The organism is Affinirhizobium straminoryzae, assembly GCF_007004135.1.
Taxonomy (GTDB): Bacteria; Pseudomonadota; Alphaproteobacteria; order Rhizobiales; family Rhizobiaceae; genus Neorhizobium; species Neorhizobium straminoryzae.
In genome coordinates this window covers 88,600-105,590 of the sequence record NZ_VJMG01000036.1, presented here as the reverse complement: position 1 = coordinate 105,590, position 16,991 = coordinate 88,600, and the positions used below count along the sequence as shown (strand labels likewise).

Sequence of the window (16,991 nt, the reverse complement as noted above, 5' to 3'; positions counted from 1 at the left end):
TTCCAGGGGAGAAGGTCATTCGTTACGATGATTTTCGTATGTTGTTGGACGTAAAGGGAGACGGGAGGCACTTTCTAGGTAGGCCATACAATTGCTTGTTTTGGTCTCTTCTTACCTTGGCGTATAAAAAGAATTTCGAATTTTTTTACGATAAGAAGCTTCAAGTCGTGTTCGATGAGCAGAGTGAACCAGTTCATAAAATTGTGTCAGTTTTTGACGAGTTTAGGCGACTTTCATCAAAAGACTTTCCGGGCCTGTTCATCCCTGAGCCAACATTCCGCAGAGATGTAGATGAAGTACCGCTTCAAGCGGCTGACATGTTGGCTTGGCTCGTCAACAGGCAGGAGGTCAATATAGAGCGGCGGGCTTGTGACAAATATTCGATGGAAGCACTTCTGCTTAGCGAAGCGTTGTCGATGAGTAAGACAGTTTTTGCCTGGGACCAAAGGCGGCTTCTGAGCGCATCCCAGGATCTTTTGCAGCGAATATCCGCAACCTGATCGATAAGTTCGGTTCGATATCTATGCCGCATCATTAGGCTGTTCTCACTCCTCGCCCTTCTTCGCAAACATCCGCTTCAGCATCTCTGCCATCGGGCCGCTGTCCGGCAGTTTCTTCGGCTGTGCAAAATTGCGCGCCTGGCGGATATGCGACTGGCCGGCAGGTTTCGGCTCCTTTGCCGCCTTCGCGGGTTTGGCCGGCTCGTCCTCCGGCTTGCCGCCCACGGCAAGCGCCAGCTTGTTCATCAGCTGGCTGTCCTCGTTCTTCACCAGCATGTCGGCATGGTCGGCCAGCGCGTCGAGAAGCGGCTCCAGCCAGGCGGCATCCGCCTTGGCGAAATCGCCGAGCACGTGGTTGTGCACCAGTTCCTTGGCGCCGGGATGGCCGATGCCGAGGCGCAGGCGGCGATACTCCTTGCCGCAATGGGCGTCGAGCGATTTGACGCCATTGTGGCCGCCATGGCCGCCGCCCACCTTGATCCGCGCCTTGCCCGGTGGCAGGTCAAGTTCGTCATAGATCGCCACGATGTTCTGGGGGCCCAGCTTGTAGAAGCGCATGGCCTCGCCGACCGCTTCGCCGGACAGGTTCATGAAGGTCTGCGGCTTCATCAGCAGCACCTTCTCGCCGCCGAGTTCGCCTTCGGCAATTTCCGCCTTGAACTTCTTCGACCAGGGCGAAAAGCCAGGTTTGCGCTGGATGGCATCGAGCGCCATGAAGCCGATATTGTGGCGGTTGCCCGCATATTTGGCGCCTGGATTGCCAAGGCCGGCGATGATGAGCATCTGAATGGATCCCTTGATGGCAGGGCTGCTTCCCAACGCGAAACCGCCGGCAAGTCAAGCGGTTTCGGGAAGACCACGTTCAGGGCACCCGCGAAACGCCATAGGCCCGGGCGATGTCGCTCATCCTGCCGTCAGAGAGCATGCGGTCGAGGGACGTCTGCAGGCTGGCGATGATCTGCGTGGAGACGGCCTTGTTACAGGCGATGCCGAGCGTCTGCTCCGCCAGTTGCACGACCGGTGCGACCGGTGTTCCCTTGTCCTTCAACTGTTCGATCACCGTTTGCGACATCGGCATCAGGTCGATGCGGCCATTCAGAAGCTTGGACAGGGTGAAGTCATAGCTGGCGCTGAGATCGAGATGCTGAAAGCCGTTCTGACGCAGCAGGCTTTCCGTGTAGTCTTCGCGCTGCGTGCCGACGGTATAGGAGCGCAAATCCGCGAGCGAGGTTGCGCGGATGTCACGATCTTCCAGACTGACCAGAAAATTGCGTGTAACCGCCAGTGGTGAAACCCACTGAAACTGCGCCTCGCGCTCCGGTGTCCGTGCCGTCAGGAAAACGCAGTGGTCCGGCTGTGTTTCAGCCAGTGCCAGCGCGCGTGCCCAGGGAAGAAGCTCGATCGTGTAGCTGATATCGGCATCGCTGGAGCGGATGATTTCCCGCACCTGCTCCACGCTCATTCCCAGAACCTCGCCGTGCAGCGAACGGTAGCTGTAGGGCGGGTAGGATTCAGTGGTGAACACAAGACTGGTGGCATGGGCGCTGCTGATGCTCATCAGGGCAAGCGCAGTCATGACGAGATGCCTCATGTCCCCCTCCGACAATCTCTTAGACTTTAGTATGAACTCATCCGGTCAAACTTTCCAGATCCGATGTGCAGGTTTGAAGATCAGCCATCAGGTCCAGCAGGCTGCGGGGAGGATAAAAGAGGTAGCCCTGGGCGCAGTCCACGCCGATCTGCTTCAACAGGGCATGTTGCTGGCGGGTCTCGACCCCTTCGGCAATCACGGTGCAGTTCATCTTGTGGGAGATCGCACTGATACCCTCCACCAGCATGCGGTTCTTCTGTTCCACCTCGGGCTGGTCGCCGCCGATCGAGCGGATGAAGGACTGGTCGATCTTCACGATATCCACCGGGAAGCGGCTCATGTAGGAGAGCGAGGAATAGCCGGTGCCGAAATCGTCGAGCGCGATGCGACAGCCGAAGGCCTTGATCTCGTCCAGGATCTTGCGCACCTTCGGATCGTCATGCATCAGCACGGCTTCCGTGATCTCCACCACCAGGCGATGCGGCTGTATGCCGTGGCGCGCCACCAGCGCGGCCAGCCGGGCCGGCAGGCTGGGTTCGAACTGCAGCGGCGAGAAATTCACCGCCACATAGCTGTGCGCCAGCCCCGGCAGGGCGCTGATCTGCTGCAGGTTGGCAAGCGACTCCTCAAGCATGATGGAGCCGATCTGGTTGATCGAGCCGGTTTCCTCGGCCACCTCGATGATACGGGCAGGCGACAGCAGCCCCTTCTTCGGATGGCGCAGGCGCATCAGCGCCTCAAAACCTTCGATGCGGCCGTTCTGCACATTGATGACCGGCTGGAAGTGGGATTCGAACCAGCGGGCGGCCACCGCCATCTCGATGTCGGTCTCGATCTCGGCGCGTTCACGGGCACGGTCGAGGATGGTTTCGTCATAGAGCTTTGCACCGTTCTTGCCGTCGCGCTTGCGGACATACATCGCCATGTCGGACTTCTGCAGAAGCTCCGCGGCACTTGCTGCATGGCGTGGATAGAAGGCAAGGCCGATGCTGGCGCTGAGGCGCACCGTGGTGCCGCCGGTACGGAAGGGAACGTCGAACATGTCAACGATCTGGCCGCAGATCCGGTCGGCGCGCGCTTCGGCGTGGCGGCCGGTGATCAGCAGCGCAAATTCGTCGCCGCCGAGGCGGGCCGCGATATCGCCGCCTTCGATCAGCGGGGTGATACGGGACACGAACTGGCACAGCACGCTGTCGCCAGAGGCATGGCCGAGCGTGTCGTTGATCGTCTTGAAGCGGTCGAGGTCGATGAACAGACAGGCGACATGGGAGCCGCTCTTGTCCGCCTCGGCGATCTTCTCATCGAGCACGGCTTCGAAACCCTGGCGGTTCAGAAGGCCGGTGAGGTGATCGGTGATCGCCAGCCGGTGATTGCGCATCTCCGATTGCCGCAATTCGGTGACATCGGTCATGACGCTGAGGGAAGCAGGCGAATCCGAACCTGCCGCAAACAGCTCCGTCTCGAGGATCAGCACGTCCATCACGCGGCCATCGGCACACAGAAAGCCCGCGGTGATCTCGCAGGTCTGTGACCTTCGGTCATCTGGCTGGCCCGCCTGTGGCGCGCGATGGCCGAGTGCCTTGCGTGTCAGATAGCGCATGCGATCGGCCGGTGTGATGAGATCGACGAAGGGTCGCCCCAGCACGTCCTTGCGCTCGTAGCCGGTGGCCAGCAGCCAGTAATCGCTGACCGCCCAGATCAGGTCACGCTCGTTCAGCGAAAACAGCATGGCGGGCGTGAGATTGTAGGTCTCGGTGGTCTGCTGGTGGGCCAGTTTCAGCTCCAGTTCCTCGCGCTCCAGCTGGATCTGCATCTCGTTGAAACTTTTGGCAAGCCGACCCATTTCGTCGCTCGAGCGCCAGTCGACGTGATGGCGCGAACCGAGGCGACGCGTTGCCTCGATTGCGGCAGTCAACCGCATCAGGGGCCGGATGATCATGGTGCGATTGCCGAAGATGGCCGCTCCCACCACGGTGAAAATCGCCACCACGAAGATGGCGATGAAGGCCAGTTCGCGATTGCTGAGCGCCGACAGCAGACCAACCCGGCTGAAATAGATGGTGATCGTGCCGACCCCGATCTCACCGTCCGGACCCCGGTATGTGATGGCGCGCGACATGTGATCGAGACTTTCGCCCGCATCGCGCACGTTGCTCTCGGTGATGTCAAGCTTGCCCAGGGTGTCGATGACCTGCACAACGCGGATGCCGCTTTCGCTGGAAAGATTGCTGGTCGTCTGGCGGATGCTGTCGATATCGAGGTCCCAGAGCGGCTTGCTCAGCGCCTGGGCATTGGCGGCAAGACGGATTTCCAGACGCTCGCGCAGGCTTTGTGCGGCCTGCTGTGAGGACAGAACGAGGAACAGCGTAAACAGTGGCGCAACGACGATGAGGAGCGCTCCGCTGATAATGGCGATGAACCGACTCTCGACGGAATGCGTCATTGAAGCGGACTTCTGCTCCCTGTCACCGTGCACAGATCCGGCAGAGATCTGGAACTGCCCGGCATGGTTTCATCCATGAATTAAGCAATTACTGCCTTGAGACTAACAGATGTTGACTGCAGGTAGCGAGTCCCCTTGGCCGTATTGTGACCGCAGCGTGCAGATCTTCTGTGGGATTATGATACGTGCAAAGAAAAACCCGCCCGGCGAGGCCGGACGGGTTCGAATGTGTGCTTGCAAGTCGTGCAGGGCTTATGCGTCTGCGCCGTCTTCCGACGTGCCGCCAGCCGGAGCAACGATCGTGGCGATCGTGAAGTCGCGGTCGGTGATGGTCGGGGCAACGCCAGCCGGCAGCTTCACATGCGAGATGTGGATGCTGTCGCCGATCTTGAAGCCGTCGAGGTCGACGGTGATGAATTCCGGAATGTCGTTGGCCGGGCAGGTCATTTCGACTTCGTGGCGAACGATGTTCAGAACGCCGCCGATCTTGATGCCGGACTTCTCTTCGTTGATGAAGTGAACCGGAATTTCAACGGTGACCTGGCTGTTGGCCGAAACGCGCAGGAAATCGACGTGCAGGACGAAGTCGCGCACCGGATCCAGCTGATAGTCCTTCGGCAGAACGGAGATCTTCTCGCCGTTGTAGTCGATCGTGGCAACCGTGGTCATGAAACCGCCGGCATGGATGCGCTTCGTCACTTCATTGGTGTTGAGAGCGATCGAAATCGGGGCCTGCTTGTCACCATAGATGACAGAGGGAATGAAACCGTTGCGGCGAAGTTCACGGGAGGACCCCTTACCAACCCGTTCGCGCGCCTCGGCCTTGAGCTCGTAAGTTGCGTGGCTCATGGCATATCCTTTCGAGGTTATTTGGAGAAACCCGGCGTCGACCGACTGGTCGGACAACGGGTTTGGGAGGACATCGTCCGATGCGCTCCATCCGCGGTGCCTCCAAGGGTGTCTGCGCGGACGAGGGGCCTATAGACCAACTGGGTATTTGTTGCAAGTTCGCGACGGCCAAAAGCGTTGCTTTGCTTCGGTTTGCACGCCGAAAGCAAATCGCCCCGCCTGCGGGGCAGACGGGGCGATTTAAAGTGATACGTCATGCCTGTCAGTCGAACAGGCTGGAAACCGACTGTTCGAGGGCCGTGCGGTTGATCGCTTCGCCGAGCAGGGCAGCGGTCGAGACCACGCGGATGTTCGGGGCGGATTGGACGGCCGTGGTTGGCTGGATCGAGTCGGTGATGACCAGTTCGCGCAGCTTCGAGGAGCTGACACGCGCAACAGCGCCGCCGGACAGGACGCCATGGGTGATATAGGCGGTGACGCTGGTCGCGCCGCTCTTCAGGAGCGCCTCGGCCGCATTGCAGAGCGTGCCGCCGGAATCGACGATGTCGTCGATCAGGATGCAGTCCTTGCCGGTCACGTCGCCGATGATGTTCATCACTTCGGACTCGCCGGCGCGTTCGCGGCGCTTGTCGACGATCGCCAGCTGACAGTCCAGACGCTTTGCGAGCGCGCGGGCACGCACCACGCCGCCGACATCCGGCGACACGACCATGACGTTCTGCAGATCGTAATGATCCTTCACGTCGCGGGCCAGAATCGGAGCCGCCATCAGGTTGTCGGTCGGGATGTCGAAGAAGCCCTGGATCTGGCCGGCATGCAGGTCGAGCGTCATCACGCGGTCTGCACCGGCCTCGGTGATGAGATTGGCAACGAGCTTGGCCGAGATCGGCGTGCGGCCCGAGGCGCGACGATCCTGGCGGGCATAGCCGAAGTAGGGAAGTACTGCGGTGATGCGCTTCGCCGACGAGCGGCGGAAGGCATCGATCATGATCAAGAGTTCCATCAGGTGGTCGTTGGTGGGAAAGGACGTGGACTGAACCACGAACACATCCTCACCGCGCACGTTTTCCTGGATCTCGACGAAGATTTCCTGGTCTGCAAACCGTCTGACGCTGGCTTTTCCGACTGGAACATTAAGATAGGAACAGATCGCGTCGGCCAAATGCCGGTTCGAATTCCCTGCGAAAACCTTCATTGGGGTCCGCCTGTTTTGACGCTGGATGGGGGCCTTTTACCGTTGCGGCTCCCGAATGCAAGACCGAAGCGCGGCCATCAAGCACTTTTTGTGAAGCCAGCGTGAAACATGGTAAGCGCGACCGGGCGGGCTGGTGCCGCGCAAGGGTCGGTATGTCCGGCGTCAGCCTTGCAGGCCTTCGCGCCAGTTCATGTAAAGCGAGATTGTTTTCTGTGCGATGACGCGCATCGTCTCCGGCGGCACCGCCGCCCAGGGATCACCGCCCGAGAAGGGGACGCGTTCCTGGCCCTGGATGCGGTTCAGCCTGTTGCCGCGGCTGTCGAGCACATCCCAGACATAGTTGATCGTGAGCTGGCTGCCTTCGGCGACGGCCGAAAGATACCCCTTCAGGATATGCTCGCTGCTGGTATCGGTGGAGGCCTTGATGGTGAGGCCGCTCGCGCGGGCGGAAACGCCGAGCTGGCGCGACAAGGGGGTTACGGCTTCGACGGGGGCGCCGATGATCGGCAGGAAACGGACCGATCCGACATTGCCCCCGCGCGGCAGGCTGGCGGTTTCCTCCTCGCGCTGCAGCGGCTGCGGAGAGGCGCTCGGCGAAAGCTGGCGGGCGCGGGCGGCCACATCGGTCTGCGCCGGTGCCGCCGGGGCGGCTGCCTGCGGCGGCTGGCGCACCGGCTGTGTGCGTGCCGTCTGCACGGGTTGCTGTCTCTGCGGCTGCGGCCTTGCCGCCTGTTGGCGGACAGGTGAAGCCTGTGCGACGGCGCGTGTCGGCGCGGCAGGCAGCGGCTTTGAAGCGACCGGCGAGCGCCCGCCCCGGTCCACGACCTGTGCCTGGGCCTGCAGCGTATTGGCAGGCGGCGGACGATAGGTGCTTTGCTGGCGATAGATTGGCGCCGCCTGCACCGGCGGCAGCGGTGCCGTCTGATAGGGCGCGTAGCCGCCATTGCCGTTATAGCTCGGCGCTGGTGCGTAGTAGCCGTTGGTATCGTAGGGGGAGGGCGGGTAGGTCGCCGGCGGCGCCGTGTAGCCTGGCGGCGGCGGATAGGCGCCGTAACCGCCACCATAAGCGCCGCCGTTGACGCTCGGGTAGCGATTGGCGCCACCGGTATAGACGCCGTCGCCATAGGCGGGCGACTGATATCCGGTGACCGGCATGTCGGCATAGGGATCACGGTAATCGGGCACGCGCCCGGTCGCCGGTCGCCGTGTCGTCCCCGTGGCGTAGACAGGCGATCTGCTCGAGCGTGTCGATGTGACAGGTCGATAGCCCTGCTGGTCAGGCAGGCGGTAGAGCAACTGATCGCCGGGCGCTGGGTCGCTGTAGCGCGGCATCGCTCTGCCATAGCCGGTGCCCACGTTGCTGCGCGGCACGAGATCCTCCGGCGAGCTGCAGGACGACAATCCTAATAGTATAGTTCCCAGTGCAAGCCATGGCTTTGCTGAATCCAAGCCGAACATACGCAATACCCCTCGCCGTCCCACTAGGAGACAAGTTTACGGTGCGCGTTTACTTGGAGTCAACCATTCCATGCTTCGGAAAATCTTTATTAAAGGTTAATCATGTCGAGGCTATGCCGCGACAGAACCTTTGGCGCTGTTTCCGTCGTGAGGTAGGTGTGGCCGAGCGACATGGCCGTTCCGCTGTCGGAATCCATGATGATCATGTGCACGAAGAGCGACATGTCCGGCAGGATGTCCTGCGGATTGCCAAGATGGAACATCTGGTGCTCCATCCACGACGGCGAGAAGCGCGCACCAAGCGAATAGCCGCAGGCATTCAGGCGGTGCCGCGTCAGGCCGCGGGCATCAATGATGCGGGCATGGGTGTCGAAGACGTCGCCGAAGGTGTGGCCGGGCGTCAGAACCTCCTCGATGGCTTCGATGGTTTCCCGGCAGGCACTGTAGAGTTCGCGGTGGCGGCTCGTCGGCTCGCCGATCACCACGGTGCGCATCATCGCCGCATGGTAATGCGCACTGGCGCCTGCCCATTCCAGCGTCAGCTGGTCCTCGGCATCGAGACGCCGCCGCCCGGCCTTGTAGCGGCAGAGCAGGGCGTCCGGACCGGAGCCGATTATGAACTCGTTGGCCGGATAATCGCCGCCGCCGGCGAAGACAGCGCCCTGCATGGCGGCAAGGATATCGGCCTCGTCGCCGCCCGCGCGGATCAGCGGAAGGGCGGCGTCGAGCGCATCGTCGGCCAGCACGGCCGCGCGCTCCACATGGGCGAGTTCGGCGGCGCTCTTTACCAGTCGCAGGCGGCTCACCACATGCGAGGCATCGACGATCTCGCCGAAGGTCGCGAGTTGGTTGTCGAGCAGGCGGGCGACGCGGCCGGTCATGCCGTGCGTGTCATATTCCACACCGATGGTGCTGCCGAGCAGGTCGAGGTCTGCAAGCAGGTTCTTCAGGTCCGCCGTCGGATCGGCGTTCACCCTGTCGACCCAGATGGTGATGTTGTCGATGATCGAGGTATGGCGTGCCTGCCGCAGATCCGCCGAACGCGTGATGAGGGCCATCGTGCCGTCCGCCTTCACCACCAGGCACTGGAAGAAGCAGTAGCCGAAGGTGTCATAGCCGGTCAGCCAGTACATGCTTTCCTGCGCAAACAGCAGCATGGCATCCAGCTTTTCCGCCTGCATGGCGGCCGTCAGGCGCTGAAGCCGCGCGGCATATTCGGTATGCTCGAAATGCAGTCCCATGTCAGTCCTCCAGAATCGCGATAGCGGAAATTTGTCGCCCATAATCGGGTTCGCCTGCATGCGTGGTGCGGCGATAGGAAAAGAAGCGCGTGGTATCGGGATAGGTGTCGAGGTCGAGGTTCTCTGCTCTCACGCCGGCGCGCTCCAGGCGCAGCATGGTGAGCCCCGGCAGGTCGAACAGCGAATGCCCGGGCTTCGCCGAGGGGCGAAAGAAACGGGCAAAACCGGCATCGACTTCCAGGAAACGCGCAACAAATTCCGGGCCGACCTCGTAGCTTGGCTGGGCGATCGAGGGGCCGAGGCAGACGGTGATGGTGTCCCGTCGCGCACCGAGCGCGATCATCGCCTCGATGGTGTTTTCGGCCACGCCGCCAAGCGCACCCTTCCAGCCGGCATGGGCCGCGCCGATCACCCGGTTCTCGGCATCGGCAAACAGAAGCGGTCCGCAATCGGCCGCCAGCACGCCGAGCACGAGCCCGGGCGTGCTCGTCACCATGGCGTCTGCGCTTGGCCGTTCGCCGGCATAGGAGGCCGAAAGGGTGACCACGTCGGGCGAGTGCACCTGGTTGGCGGTCGCCAGCCGTTCCAGCGGCTGGCCGAACCAGCCGGCCACGCGGCGGCGGTTTTCCAGCACGTCCTCGCGGCGGTCGTTCGAGCCGATGCCGACATTGAGGCTGCCATAAAAACCGCCGGAGACGCCCCCCTGGCGGGTGAAGAAGCCATGGCGAATGGGGCTCGCGCCGATACGGGCGCTCAGCAGGGGGCTTGTGATCGGCGAGAGATCCTGCATGGCTCGATCTGTCCGTTTTCTGAAGGGATGATCACGGCTCGGGGCGCCGCGAAGGCGCGGCCGCAGGCACGGGGCTGCTTCGTTCGAAGGCGACTGTGGCCCGAGCCCCGGCGTCCTGTCAACCGCCGGAGCGCTGGCTCAATCCCGCGCCGGGCGGAAGGGGGCGAGCGTCACGGACGGGCTGGAGACAGAGAGAACCTTGAACAGTTCGCCCATCTTGCCTTCGCCGGCGCCGGCCAGCCTGTCGGCAGAAACGGCGATCGCGCGCTGCTCCGGTTCGCTCTTGCCGCTGGCAAGGGCGGCGGCACGCTCGGCAAGGCCAAGGCCGTAGAGGAAATCACCCTGATGCAGGCAGCCATTGATCTGGATGCCCGATCCGCGGGCGATGCGCGCGAGATCCTCGAAATCGACATGGCTGGTGAGGTCCGCCTCGCCGGGATGGGCAAGCGGCGGGTCGTAATCATGGCGCAGCACCGCCTGCAGCGTGTCGCCAAATCCGGTCACCATGTGGCCGTAGTCGATGATCAGAGCCGTACCGCCATGGCGCTTCAGCCGGTCGCAGAGCGCGCTCATCACCGCCTGACGGGCAGGCGCGATCTCGAAGATGGTGCCGTCCCGTTCCTTGGCATGGGAGGAGGGCAGAAGCGCCGGGTCGATGGTGGCGATGCCGACACCGAAGGTCAGTCGATCATTGGCATCAAGCCCCACCATCCGCTCGCGAAAGCCGGTCGGGGTCTTGATGAACTGGCGGATCGGAATGGCATCGAACAGTTCGTTGGCGGCAATCAGCGTGAAGCCGCCGGGCACATCCTCGAAGGCCGCATGCCAGGTGATCTTGGAGGAATAGGCTTCCAGCGTCACCCGCTGCACGCCGCGCAGACGGTCGCTCGTTTCCACCATGTGGACGTCGAGGTTCTCGTAGAGGCCGGGCGCCAGGCGGCGGATCACCCGCAGCATATCCTGCATCATGGTGCCGCGGCCGGGGCCCACTTCCACGAGGTTGGCCGGCGTCGGGCTGCCATGCTGCTGCCAGGCATGCACCATGAAGATCCCGAGCATCTCGCCGAACAACTGGCTGATTTCGGGAGCCGTGACGAAATCCCCGTTGCGGCCGAAGGGATCGCGCGTGCGGTAGTAGCCATGGTCCGGATCTGCCAGGCAGAGCGCGAAATAGTCGGTCACGCTGATCGGCCCGTTCGCCCGGATGAGGTTTTTGATCTTGTCTGCAAGCGGCGTGGTCATGGATGACTCGTCCTCGCGTCAAATGGTGGCGGCAGCGCGGCGGCCGCGCCAGATGGCCCAGAGCCCGATGAACAGCATCGGCAGGGACAGGAGCATTCCCATGGTCAGCCAGCCGAAGGCCAGATAGCCCAGTTGCGCGTCAGGCTCCCGGAAGAATTCCACGAAAATACGCGACAGCGCATAGCCGCAGACGAAAATGCCCGAAACGACACCCGGTTGCCGCAGCGCCTTGCCGCCGTGGGTGGCGATTCTCAGGACGACCCATAGCACGATTCCCTCAAGCGCCGCCTCGTAAAGCTGGCTCGGGTGGCGGGCAAAAGGTCCGCCTGTGGGAAACACGATCGCCCAGGGCACATCCGTGATGCGGCCCCAGAGTTCTCCATTGATGAAATTGGCAATGCGCCCGAAGAACAGGCCGAAGGGGGCGACGGAGGCCACGAGGTCGAACAGGCTCCAGACGCGAATATTGTGGCGCCGGGCAAACAGGATCATGGCAATCGTCGTGCCGGTCAGGCCGCCATGGAAGGACATGCCGCCGTTCCAGATCTCGATGGCGCGGACCGGGTTTTCCATCACGGCCGCAAGGTCATAGAACAGCACGTAGCCGATGCGTCCGCCGAGCACGATACCGGCGGCCGCCCAGACGAGGAAATCGTCCAGCTTCTCCCGGCTTGTCGGCGGCGTTCCACCGGCCCACAGCTCAGGCCTGGCGATCAGACCGCGGGCATAGAACCAGCCGAGCATGATGCCGGCGACATAGGCGAGGCCATACCAGTGAATCGCAAGAGGCCCGATGGAAACCGCGATCGGATCGATGTTGGGAAATGGCAAGATGGCGAGGAATGATGCTGGTGAATACAAGTTTAACGTACCCTGGCCACGTGCCGCGTTTGCGGCGGAACATGGCGGCAGCCCCTGTTCGGGTCAAGACCCATGTTTTCGGTTTCATGATGATCCTCAAGGAATTGGCGGGAATTTGGGCGCTTCCGGCGATTCTCCTTGCAACGGCCTGCATCAGACCCTACCTCCACGCAGGCAATGAGACCGAACGCCGCCTTGCGGCGCAGCCAACGGGAGATGAGGTCATGTCCACCGGACCGAACCGCATGATGGATGAATTCGCGCGCCTGATGACGGATGCCGCCGGTGCGGCCCAGGGCATGCGCCGCGAAGTGGAGACGGCCTTCCAGGCGCAGGCCGAGCGCTTTCTCAACAGTATGGATCTCGTGCGCCGCGAGGAATTCGATGTCGTGCGCGATATGGCAATCAAGGCGCGCGATGAAAACGATGCGCTGAAGGCACGTCTGGATGCGCTGGAAGCAAAGCTTGCCGGAAACGCCGAGTAATTGCGGCCGTCCAGCCTGAATCATCTTTGACAGTCGAGCGCGGTCTCTGGAAAACGGGGGGCGCGCTTTTTTGTGTCTTGACGCAAGTTTTCACGGTTGTTTGCCCAACAAAATCGCAGCCTGTGGACATAGTCGAAAAACGCTTCATCCAGAGTCGGTTAATCGCTGCGGCTGAGGCCGCGGGCGAAGCGCAAACCTGAGTCGTCCCCGCAAAAACGAAAGCCGGGGGCTGGTACTCGGACTCCGGGCCGATACACTGATTTTAAATGATGATTCGAAACGTCCGATGGGCCGTTCCGCGCAGGATGAATGTGCTGGACTGACCGTCGCGGGGAATCATCGAGGGGTTGGATTTCCGGTCAGTACGCGTGCGTTGGTGTGTTTTTCGTTAACACGAATGTCGCTTCCATTCCGGTTAAGAGGGTGCCGCATGAGCCTCATGGACATACAGATGGAACGCCAGTCGAATCCGGTCGACATGATCGAATTCGTGGCTGCGTCCAATGACTGGACCTTCGAACGGTCCGGCGAGGACGAGATCGCCATGACCGTTGCGGGTCACTGGGCCGATTATCACGTCTCCTTCTCCTGGATGGAGGAGTTCGAGGCGCTGCATCTGGCCTGCGCCTTCGACATCAAGGTGCCCGAACCGCGCGTCAACGAGGTGATCCGCCTGCTCTCCCACGTCAACGGTCAGGTGCTGATGGGGCATTTCGACCTGTGGCGCCAGGAGGATGTGGTGATCTTCCGCCAGTCGCTGCTGCTGGCAGGCGGTGCGGAACCCACCAACCAGCAGGTGGAAGTGCTGCTCTCCAGCGCGCTCGAAGCCTGCGAGACCTATTATCAGGCTTTCCAGTTCGTCGTGTGGTCCGGCATGGAGGCCAAGGCCGCCATGGATGCGGTTCTGTTCGAGACCGTCGGAGAGTGCTGATGTCTGCGACCGTATCCGGGCTTGTGGTGCTGGTCGGTGCCGGCAATATGGGCGGTGCCATGCTGTCGGGCTGGCTGAAAAGCGGGGTGCCGGGATCGTCCATTCTTGTGATTGATCCGTCGCCTTCCGAGGCGATGAAGGAAAGGCTTGCGGCTTCGGGCGTGCGCCACGAAACGGCAGCGCCTTCCGGCGTTGAGGCGGCGATCCTGTTTCTTGCGGTCAAGCCGCAGGTGATGGAGGCGGTTCTGCCGCCGCTGAAGCCTCTGGTGGGGGCCGATACCGTCGTCGTCTCGGTCGCAGCCGGCAAGACGCTCGCCTTCCTTGAAAGCCATCTCGGCGAGGCGGCCATGGTGCGCGCCATGCCGAACACGCCGGCCATGATCGGCCGCGGCGTCACCGGCGCTTATGCCAATGCGCGCGTCGGCGAAGCTGAGCGCGCAAATGTGCACGACCTGCTGAAGGTCAGCGGCCCCGTGGAATGGGTGGCCGCCGAAAGCGATATCGATTCCGTCACGGCGCTGTCCGGCAGCGGTCCCGCCTATGTCTTCTATCTGGTGGAATGCATGGCCGAAGCGGGGCGCAAGCTCGGCCTGCCGGCCGATCTCGCCATGCGGCTGGCGCGCGAAACCGTGGCCGGCGCCGGCGAGCTTCTCTTCCAGTCGAGCGATGAAGCCTCGCGCCTGCGCCAGAACGTCACCTCGCCCGGCGGCACGACGGCGGCTGCGCTGTCGGTGCTGATGGACGAAAAGGGCATGCAGCCGCTGTTCGATGCGGCGCTTGCCGCCGCCCGCAAGCGGGCCGAGGAGCTTGGACGCTGAGGGCGGACACGACGGAAGGGGCAGGCCTGATGGCGGAAGAGATCAGCTGGAACGACTTTGAAAAGGTCGATATCCGTGTCGGGACCATCATAGAGGCCGAACCCTTCCCGGAGGCGCGCAAGCCTGCCTACAAGCTGCGCATCGATTTCGGGCCGGAGATCGGCGTGAAGCGCTCCTCCGCGCAGATCACCGTGCATTACACGCCGGAGACGCTTGTCGGTCGGCAGGTGCTCGGCGTCGTCAATTTTCCGCCACGTCAGATCGGGCCGGTGCGTTCCGAAGTGCTGACGCTCGGCTTTGCCGACGAGACCGGCGCCATCGTGCTCGCAGGCGTCGAGAGACCTGTCCCCAACGGCATGAAGATGATGTGAGGCGCGGGGCCGGGCTGGATCAGGCCGGCACGCGCACGGTGGCTCGCAGGCCCCCCATCGGGCTGTCACCCAGCGTCACGTTACCGCCATGGGCGCGGGCAATGTCGCGGGCAATCGCAAGGCCAAGGCCGGTGCCGGAGGCATCCAGATTGCGCGCCTCGTCCAGCCGATAGAAGGGTTTGAACACATCCTCGCGTGATGCTTCCGGAATGCCGGGGCCGTCATCATCGAAGGTGAGCGTCAGCCATTTGGCGTTGTGGCGGGCCTCCACATGCAGGCTGTTGGCATAGCGGCGGCTGTTGGACGCCAGATTGCCGACGAGACGCTGGAAGGCGCCGGGGCGCACCGCGATCTTGTCCTCGCCGTCGATGCGGTAGGTCATCGTCTTTCCGTGCAGGGCAAAATCCGCCGTCATCTTCTCCAGCAACTCGCTGAGGCGCATCTCGCCGAAATCCTCGGCAGCCTCGCTGCGGGCAAAGGCAAGATAGCCTTCCAGCATGCTCTGCATGTCATCCACGTCCGTGCCCATGCCGGCCAGGTCGGGGTTGTCGCCGGCGAGCGCCAGTTGCAGCTTGAAGCGGGTCAGAATCGTGCGCAGGTCGTGGCTGATGCCGGTCAGCATGGCGGTGCGCTGTTCGATCTGCCGCTCGATGCGCTCGCGCATCTGGATGAAGGCGATGCCGGCGCGACGGATCTCGTCGGCACCGCGCGGGGAGAAGGGCGCCGGCATCTTCTGGCCCTTGCCGAAGCTTTCGGCCGCATCGGCAAGCGCCAGGATGGGGCGGATCTGGCCGCGCAGGAAAAGAACAGAAATGCCGATCAGCAGCAGCGACGTACCGACCATCCAGACCAGGAAGATATGCGTGTTGGACGCATAGGTCTGGTTGCGCAGGGTGAAGACGCGCAGCACCTTGTTGTCCAGCTGGATGCGGATTTCCACCAGCCGGCTGTCGCCCACCGTGTCGATCCAGTAGGGCAGACGGATCTGCTGGTTGATCTGGTCGGCGAGGATGTCGTCGAGGATCGAGAAGAAGGGTTTCGAGCGCGGCGGCGGCAGCTGCGCATCCGGTTCGATGGAAATGTTGAGCGACAGCTGGTTGCGGGCGATGCGGGTGATTGCGCCGTAATCATCGCTCGGGTCCGGATAGGTGCGGATCAGCTCGATGATGGCGGCAATATCGCGGGTGACGGCCTGTGACAGGCGTTCCGTCACCAGCCGCCAGTGGCGTTCCATGAACACGGCGGCCACCACGCTCTGCAGGAGAAGCATGGGAATGATGACGATCAGAACCGAGCGCATGTAGAGCCCGGTCGGCATGCGCCGCTTCAGCCAGCGGCCGAACGCGGCCCAGCCTGGCGGCTGCAGCCGCACCGACTGGCAGCGCATGACTGCCAGTCCCTGCCGCAGGCGGGACAGCAAGGTTCCGGCCTGCCGTCTGGCTGTTTCTGCCACGCCCTTCATGCCCGTCCTTCCGGCTTCGTGCTGCCGATCGCCCGTTCGACTGTGGGCATCAGTCTATGCTGAGACGATAGCCCACGCCACGCACCGTCTGCAGGTAAACGGGATTGGCCGGATCGTCCTCGATCTTGCGCCGCAGCCGGTTGATCTGCACGTCGATGGTGCGCTCGCCCACCTCCGCATCGTCGCCGATCAGTTCGTGGCGCGGAATGGTGTCGCCGGCCCGCAGCGCAAACAGCAGCATGATGTCCTGTTCGCGGTCGGTCAGGCGAATGGTTTCGGCGGCGCGGCGCAGTTCCTTGCGCGCAATAGAGAAGGTGAAGGGACCAAACATGATCTGGTCGATCTTCGGCGTGTCCGGATTGGTGTTGCGGCGCAGGATGTTGTTGATGCGCAGCACCAGTTCGCGCGGATCGAAGGGTTTTGGCAGGTAGTCGTCGGCCCCGGCTTCCAGGCCCTCGATGCGGGCATCCGCTTCGGCGCGGGCGGTCAGCAGGATGATCGGGATGCGGCGCTTGTCGCGCAGCGACTGGGTGAGCGAAATACCGGTTTCGCCGGGCATCATCACGTCGAGGATGATCAGGTCGAAATCCAGCCCCTCCAGCTTGCGCCGCGCCTCGGCCGCATCGCCGGCGATCGTGACGCGAAAGCCCTGCTCGCTGAGATAGCGCCGCAGAAGCGCGCGGATACGCGTGTCATCGTCCACCACCAGAAGATGGGCGGCATCATCGGACAGCGAAACCGGATTGTTCCCCAT

General features: G+C 62.6%; 17 protein-coding genes. 5 read left to right on the top strand and 12 right to left on the bottom strand.

All coding sequences use genetic code 11. The features are described 5' to 3' along the window. A partial coding sequence (locus FNA46_RS13955; protein ID WP_143125812.1) for a DUF3800 domain-containing protein occupies positions 1 to 500 on the top strand: 500 nt, incomplete at its 5' end. A 45-nt stretch (positions 501 to 545) separates the two neighbouring features. Here FNA46_RS13955 and pth read toward each other — a convergent pair. The 10 genes from pth to lgt all read right to left on the bottom strand — a co-directional run bounded on the left by pth (position 546) and on the right by lgt (position 12,170). Continuing rightward, complete coding sequence (gene pth / locus FNA46_RS13950) at positions 546 to 1,283, bottom strand: aminoacyl-tRNA hydrolase (RefSeq protein WP_143125811.1); 738 nt, start codon at positions 1,281 to 1,283, stop codon at positions 546 to 548. A 79-nt stretch (positions 1,284 to 1,362) separates the two neighbouring features. Continuing rightward, positions 1,363 to 2,091 carry a substrate-binding periplasmic protein gene (locus FNA46_RS13945; RefSeq protein ID WP_244617914.1) on the bottom strand — a complete coding sequence of 243 codons (729 nt, stop codon included), beginning with the start codon at positions 2,089 to 2,091 and terminating at the stop codon, positions 1,363 to 1,365. Positions 2,092 to 2,128: 37 nt separating this feature from the next. After that, positions 2,129 to 4,534, bottom strand: coding sequence for an EAL domain-containing protein (locus FNA46_RS13940; protein ID WP_143125810.1), 2,406 nt, complete (start codon positions 4,532 to 4,534; stop codon positions 2,129 to 2,131). A gap of 252 nt (positions 4,535 to 4,786) precedes the next feature. Further along, positions 4,787 to 5,383, bottom strand: a complete 597-nt coding sequence (locus tag FNA46_RS13935) for a 50S ribosomal protein L25/general stress protein Ctc (protein WP_143125809.1) — start codon at positions 5,381 to 5,383, stop codon at positions 4,787 to 4,789. A 262-nt stretch (positions 5,384 to 5,645) separates the two neighbouring features. Beyond that, positions 5,646 to 6,578 carry a ribose-phosphate pyrophosphokinase gene (locus tag FNA46_RS13930; protein WP_143125808.1) on the bottom strand — a complete coding sequence of 311 codons (933 nt, stop codon included), beginning with the start codon at positions 6,576 to 6,578 and terminating at the stop codon, positions 5,646 to 5,648. Between the two features lie 162 nt (positions 6,579 to 6,740). Beyond that, positions 6,741 to 7,949 carry a hypothetical protein gene (locus FNA46_RS13925; protein ID WP_143125807.1) on the bottom strand — a complete coding sequence of 403 codons (1,209 nt, stop codon included), beginning with the start codon at positions 7,947 to 7,949 and terminating at the stop codon, positions 6,741 to 6,743. 176 nt (positions 7,950 to 8,125) lie between these two features. After that, the gene (locus tag FNA46_RS13920; protein ID WP_143125806.1) at positions 8,126 to 9,277 is read right to left on the bottom strand and encodes a M24 family metallopeptidase; all 1,152 of its coding nucleotides are present in this window, start codon (positions 9,275 to 9,277) and stop codon (positions 8,126 to 8,128) included. A gap of 1 nt (position 9,278) precedes the next feature. Further along, positions 9,279 to 10,067: a peptidoglycan editing factor PgeF gene (gene pgeF / locus FNA46_RS13915; protein ID WP_143125805.1), complete on the bottom strand. Its 789-nt coding sequence runs from the start codon at positions 10,065 to 10,067 to the stop codon at positions 9,279 to 9,281. 138 nt (positions 10,068 to 10,205) lie between these two features. Continuing rightward, complete coding sequence (locus FNA46_RS13910; RefSeq protein ID WP_143125804.1) at positions 10,206 to 11,309, bottom strand: class I SAM-dependent methyltransferase; 1,104 nt, start codon at positions 11,307 to 11,309, stop codon at positions 10,206 to 10,208. 18 nt (positions 11,310 to 11,327) lie between these two features. Continuing rightward, positions 11,328 to 12,170 (bottom strand): prolipoprotein diacylglyceryl transferase, encoded by an 843-nt coding sequence (gene lgt, locus FNA46_RS13905; protein WP_143125803.1) that lies wholly within the window; start codon positions 12,168 to 12,170, stop codon positions 11,328 to 11,330. A 224-nt stretch (positions 12,171 to 12,394) separates the two neighbouring features. On the opposite strand from lgt, the gene FNA46_RS13900 reads away from it, so the two are divergent. The 4 genes from FNA46_RS13900 (at position 12,395) to FNA46_RS13885 (ending at position 14,775) form a co-directional block, all read left to right on the top strand. Further along, positions 12,395 to 12,655 carry an accessory factor UbiK family protein gene (locus FNA46_RS13900; protein WP_143125821.1) on the top strand — a complete coding sequence of 87 codons (261 nt, stop codon included), beginning with the start codon at positions 12,395 to 12,397 and terminating at the stop codon, positions 12,653 to 12,655. A gap of 430 nt (positions 12,656 to 13,085) precedes the next feature. After that, positions 13,086 to 13,586: a type III secretion system chaperone family protein gene (locus FNA46_RS13895; RefSeq protein ID WP_143125802.1), complete on the top strand. Its 501-nt coding sequence runs from the start codon at positions 13,086 to 13,088 to the stop codon at positions 13,584 to 13,586. Further along, positions 13,586 to 14,404: a pyrroline-5-carboxylate reductase gene (gene proC / locus FNA46_RS13890; protein ID WP_143125801.1), complete on the top strand. Its 819-nt coding sequence runs from the start codon at positions 13,586 to 13,588 to the stop codon at positions 14,402 to 14,404. Before FNA46_RS13895 ends, proC begins: the two co-directional genes overlap by 1 nt. Before the next feature lie 29 nt (positions 14,405 to 14,433). Next, a complete protein-coding gene (locus tag FNA46_RS13885; RefSeq protein WP_143125800.1) occupies positions 14,434 to 14,775 on the top strand; it encodes a tRNA-binding protein in 342 nt (113 codons plus the stop codon). Positions 14,776 to 14,794: 19 nt separating this feature from the next. On the opposite strand, the gene FNA46_RS13880 is transcribed toward FNA46_RS13885, so the two are convergent. Both FNA46_RS13880 and FNA46_RS13875 read right to left on the bottom strand, forming a co-directional pair. Further along, positions 14,795 to 16,162, bottom strand: coding sequence for an ATP-binding protein (locus FNA46_RS13880; RefSeq protein ID WP_143125820.1), 1,368 nt, complete (start codon positions 16,160 to 16,162; stop codon positions 14,795 to 14,797). Positions 16,163 to 16,286: 124 nt separating this feature from the next. Beyond that, entirely contained in the window at positions 16,287 to 16,991 is a 705-nt protein-coding gene (locus FNA46_RS13875; RefSeq protein WP_143125799.1) for a response regulator, read from the bottom strand.

Coding starts and splice junctions, on each gene's coding strand:
- pth (WP_143125811.1), bottom strand. CDS start 1,283: ATGCTCATCATCGCCGGCCTTGGCAATCCAGGCGCCAAATATGCGGGC.
- FNA46_RS13945 (WP_244617914.1), bottom strand. CDS start 2,091: ATGAGGCATCTCGTCATGACTGCGCTTGCCCTGATGAGCATCAGCAGC.
- FNA46_RS13940 (WP_143125810.1), bottom strand. CDS start 4,534: ATGACGCATTCCGTCGAGAGTCGGTTCATCGCCATTATCAGCGGAGCG.
- FNA46_RS13935 (WP_143125809.1), bottom strand. CDS start 5,383: ATGAGCCACGCAACTTACGAGCTCAAGGCCGAGGCGCGCGAACGGGTT.
- FNA46_RS13930 (WP_143125808.1), bottom strand. CDS start 6,578: ATGAAGGTTTTCGCAGGGAATTCGAACCGGCATTTGGCCGACGCGATC.
- FNA46_RS13920 (WP_143125806.1), bottom strand. CDS start 9,277: ATGGGACTGCATTTCGAGCATACCGAATATGCCGCGCGGCTTCAGCGC.
- pgeF (WP_143125805.1), bottom strand. CDS start 10,067: ATGCAGGATCTCTCGCCGATCACAAGCCCCCTGCTGAGCGCCCGTATC.
- FNA46_RS13910 (WP_143125804.1), bottom strand. CDS start 11,309: ATGACCACGCCGCTTGCAGACAAGATCAAAAACCTCATCCGGGCGAAC.
- FNA46_RS13900 (WP_143125821.1), top strand. CDS start 12,395: ATGTCCACCGGACCGAACCGCATGATGGATGAATTCGCGCGCCTGATG.
- FNA46_RS13895 (WP_143125802.1), top strand. CDS start 13,086: ATGAGCCTCATGGACATACAGATGGAACGCCAGTCGAATCCGGTCGAC.
- proC (WP_143125801.1), top strand. CDS start 13,586: ATGTCTGCGACCGTATCCGGGCTTGTGGTGCTGGTCGGTGCCGGCAAT.
- FNA46_RS13885 (WP_143125800.1), top strand. CDS start 14,434: ATGGCGGAAGAGATCAGCTGGAACGACTTTGAAAAGGTCGATATCCGT.
- FNA46_RS13880 (WP_143125820.1), bottom strand. CDS start 16,162: ATGCGCTGCCAGTCGGTGCGGCTGCAGCCGCCAGGCTGGGCCGCGTTC.
- FNA46_RS13875 (WP_143125799.1), bottom strand. CDS start 16,991: ATGGGGAACAATCCGGTTTCGCTGTCCGATGATGCCGCCCATCTTCTG.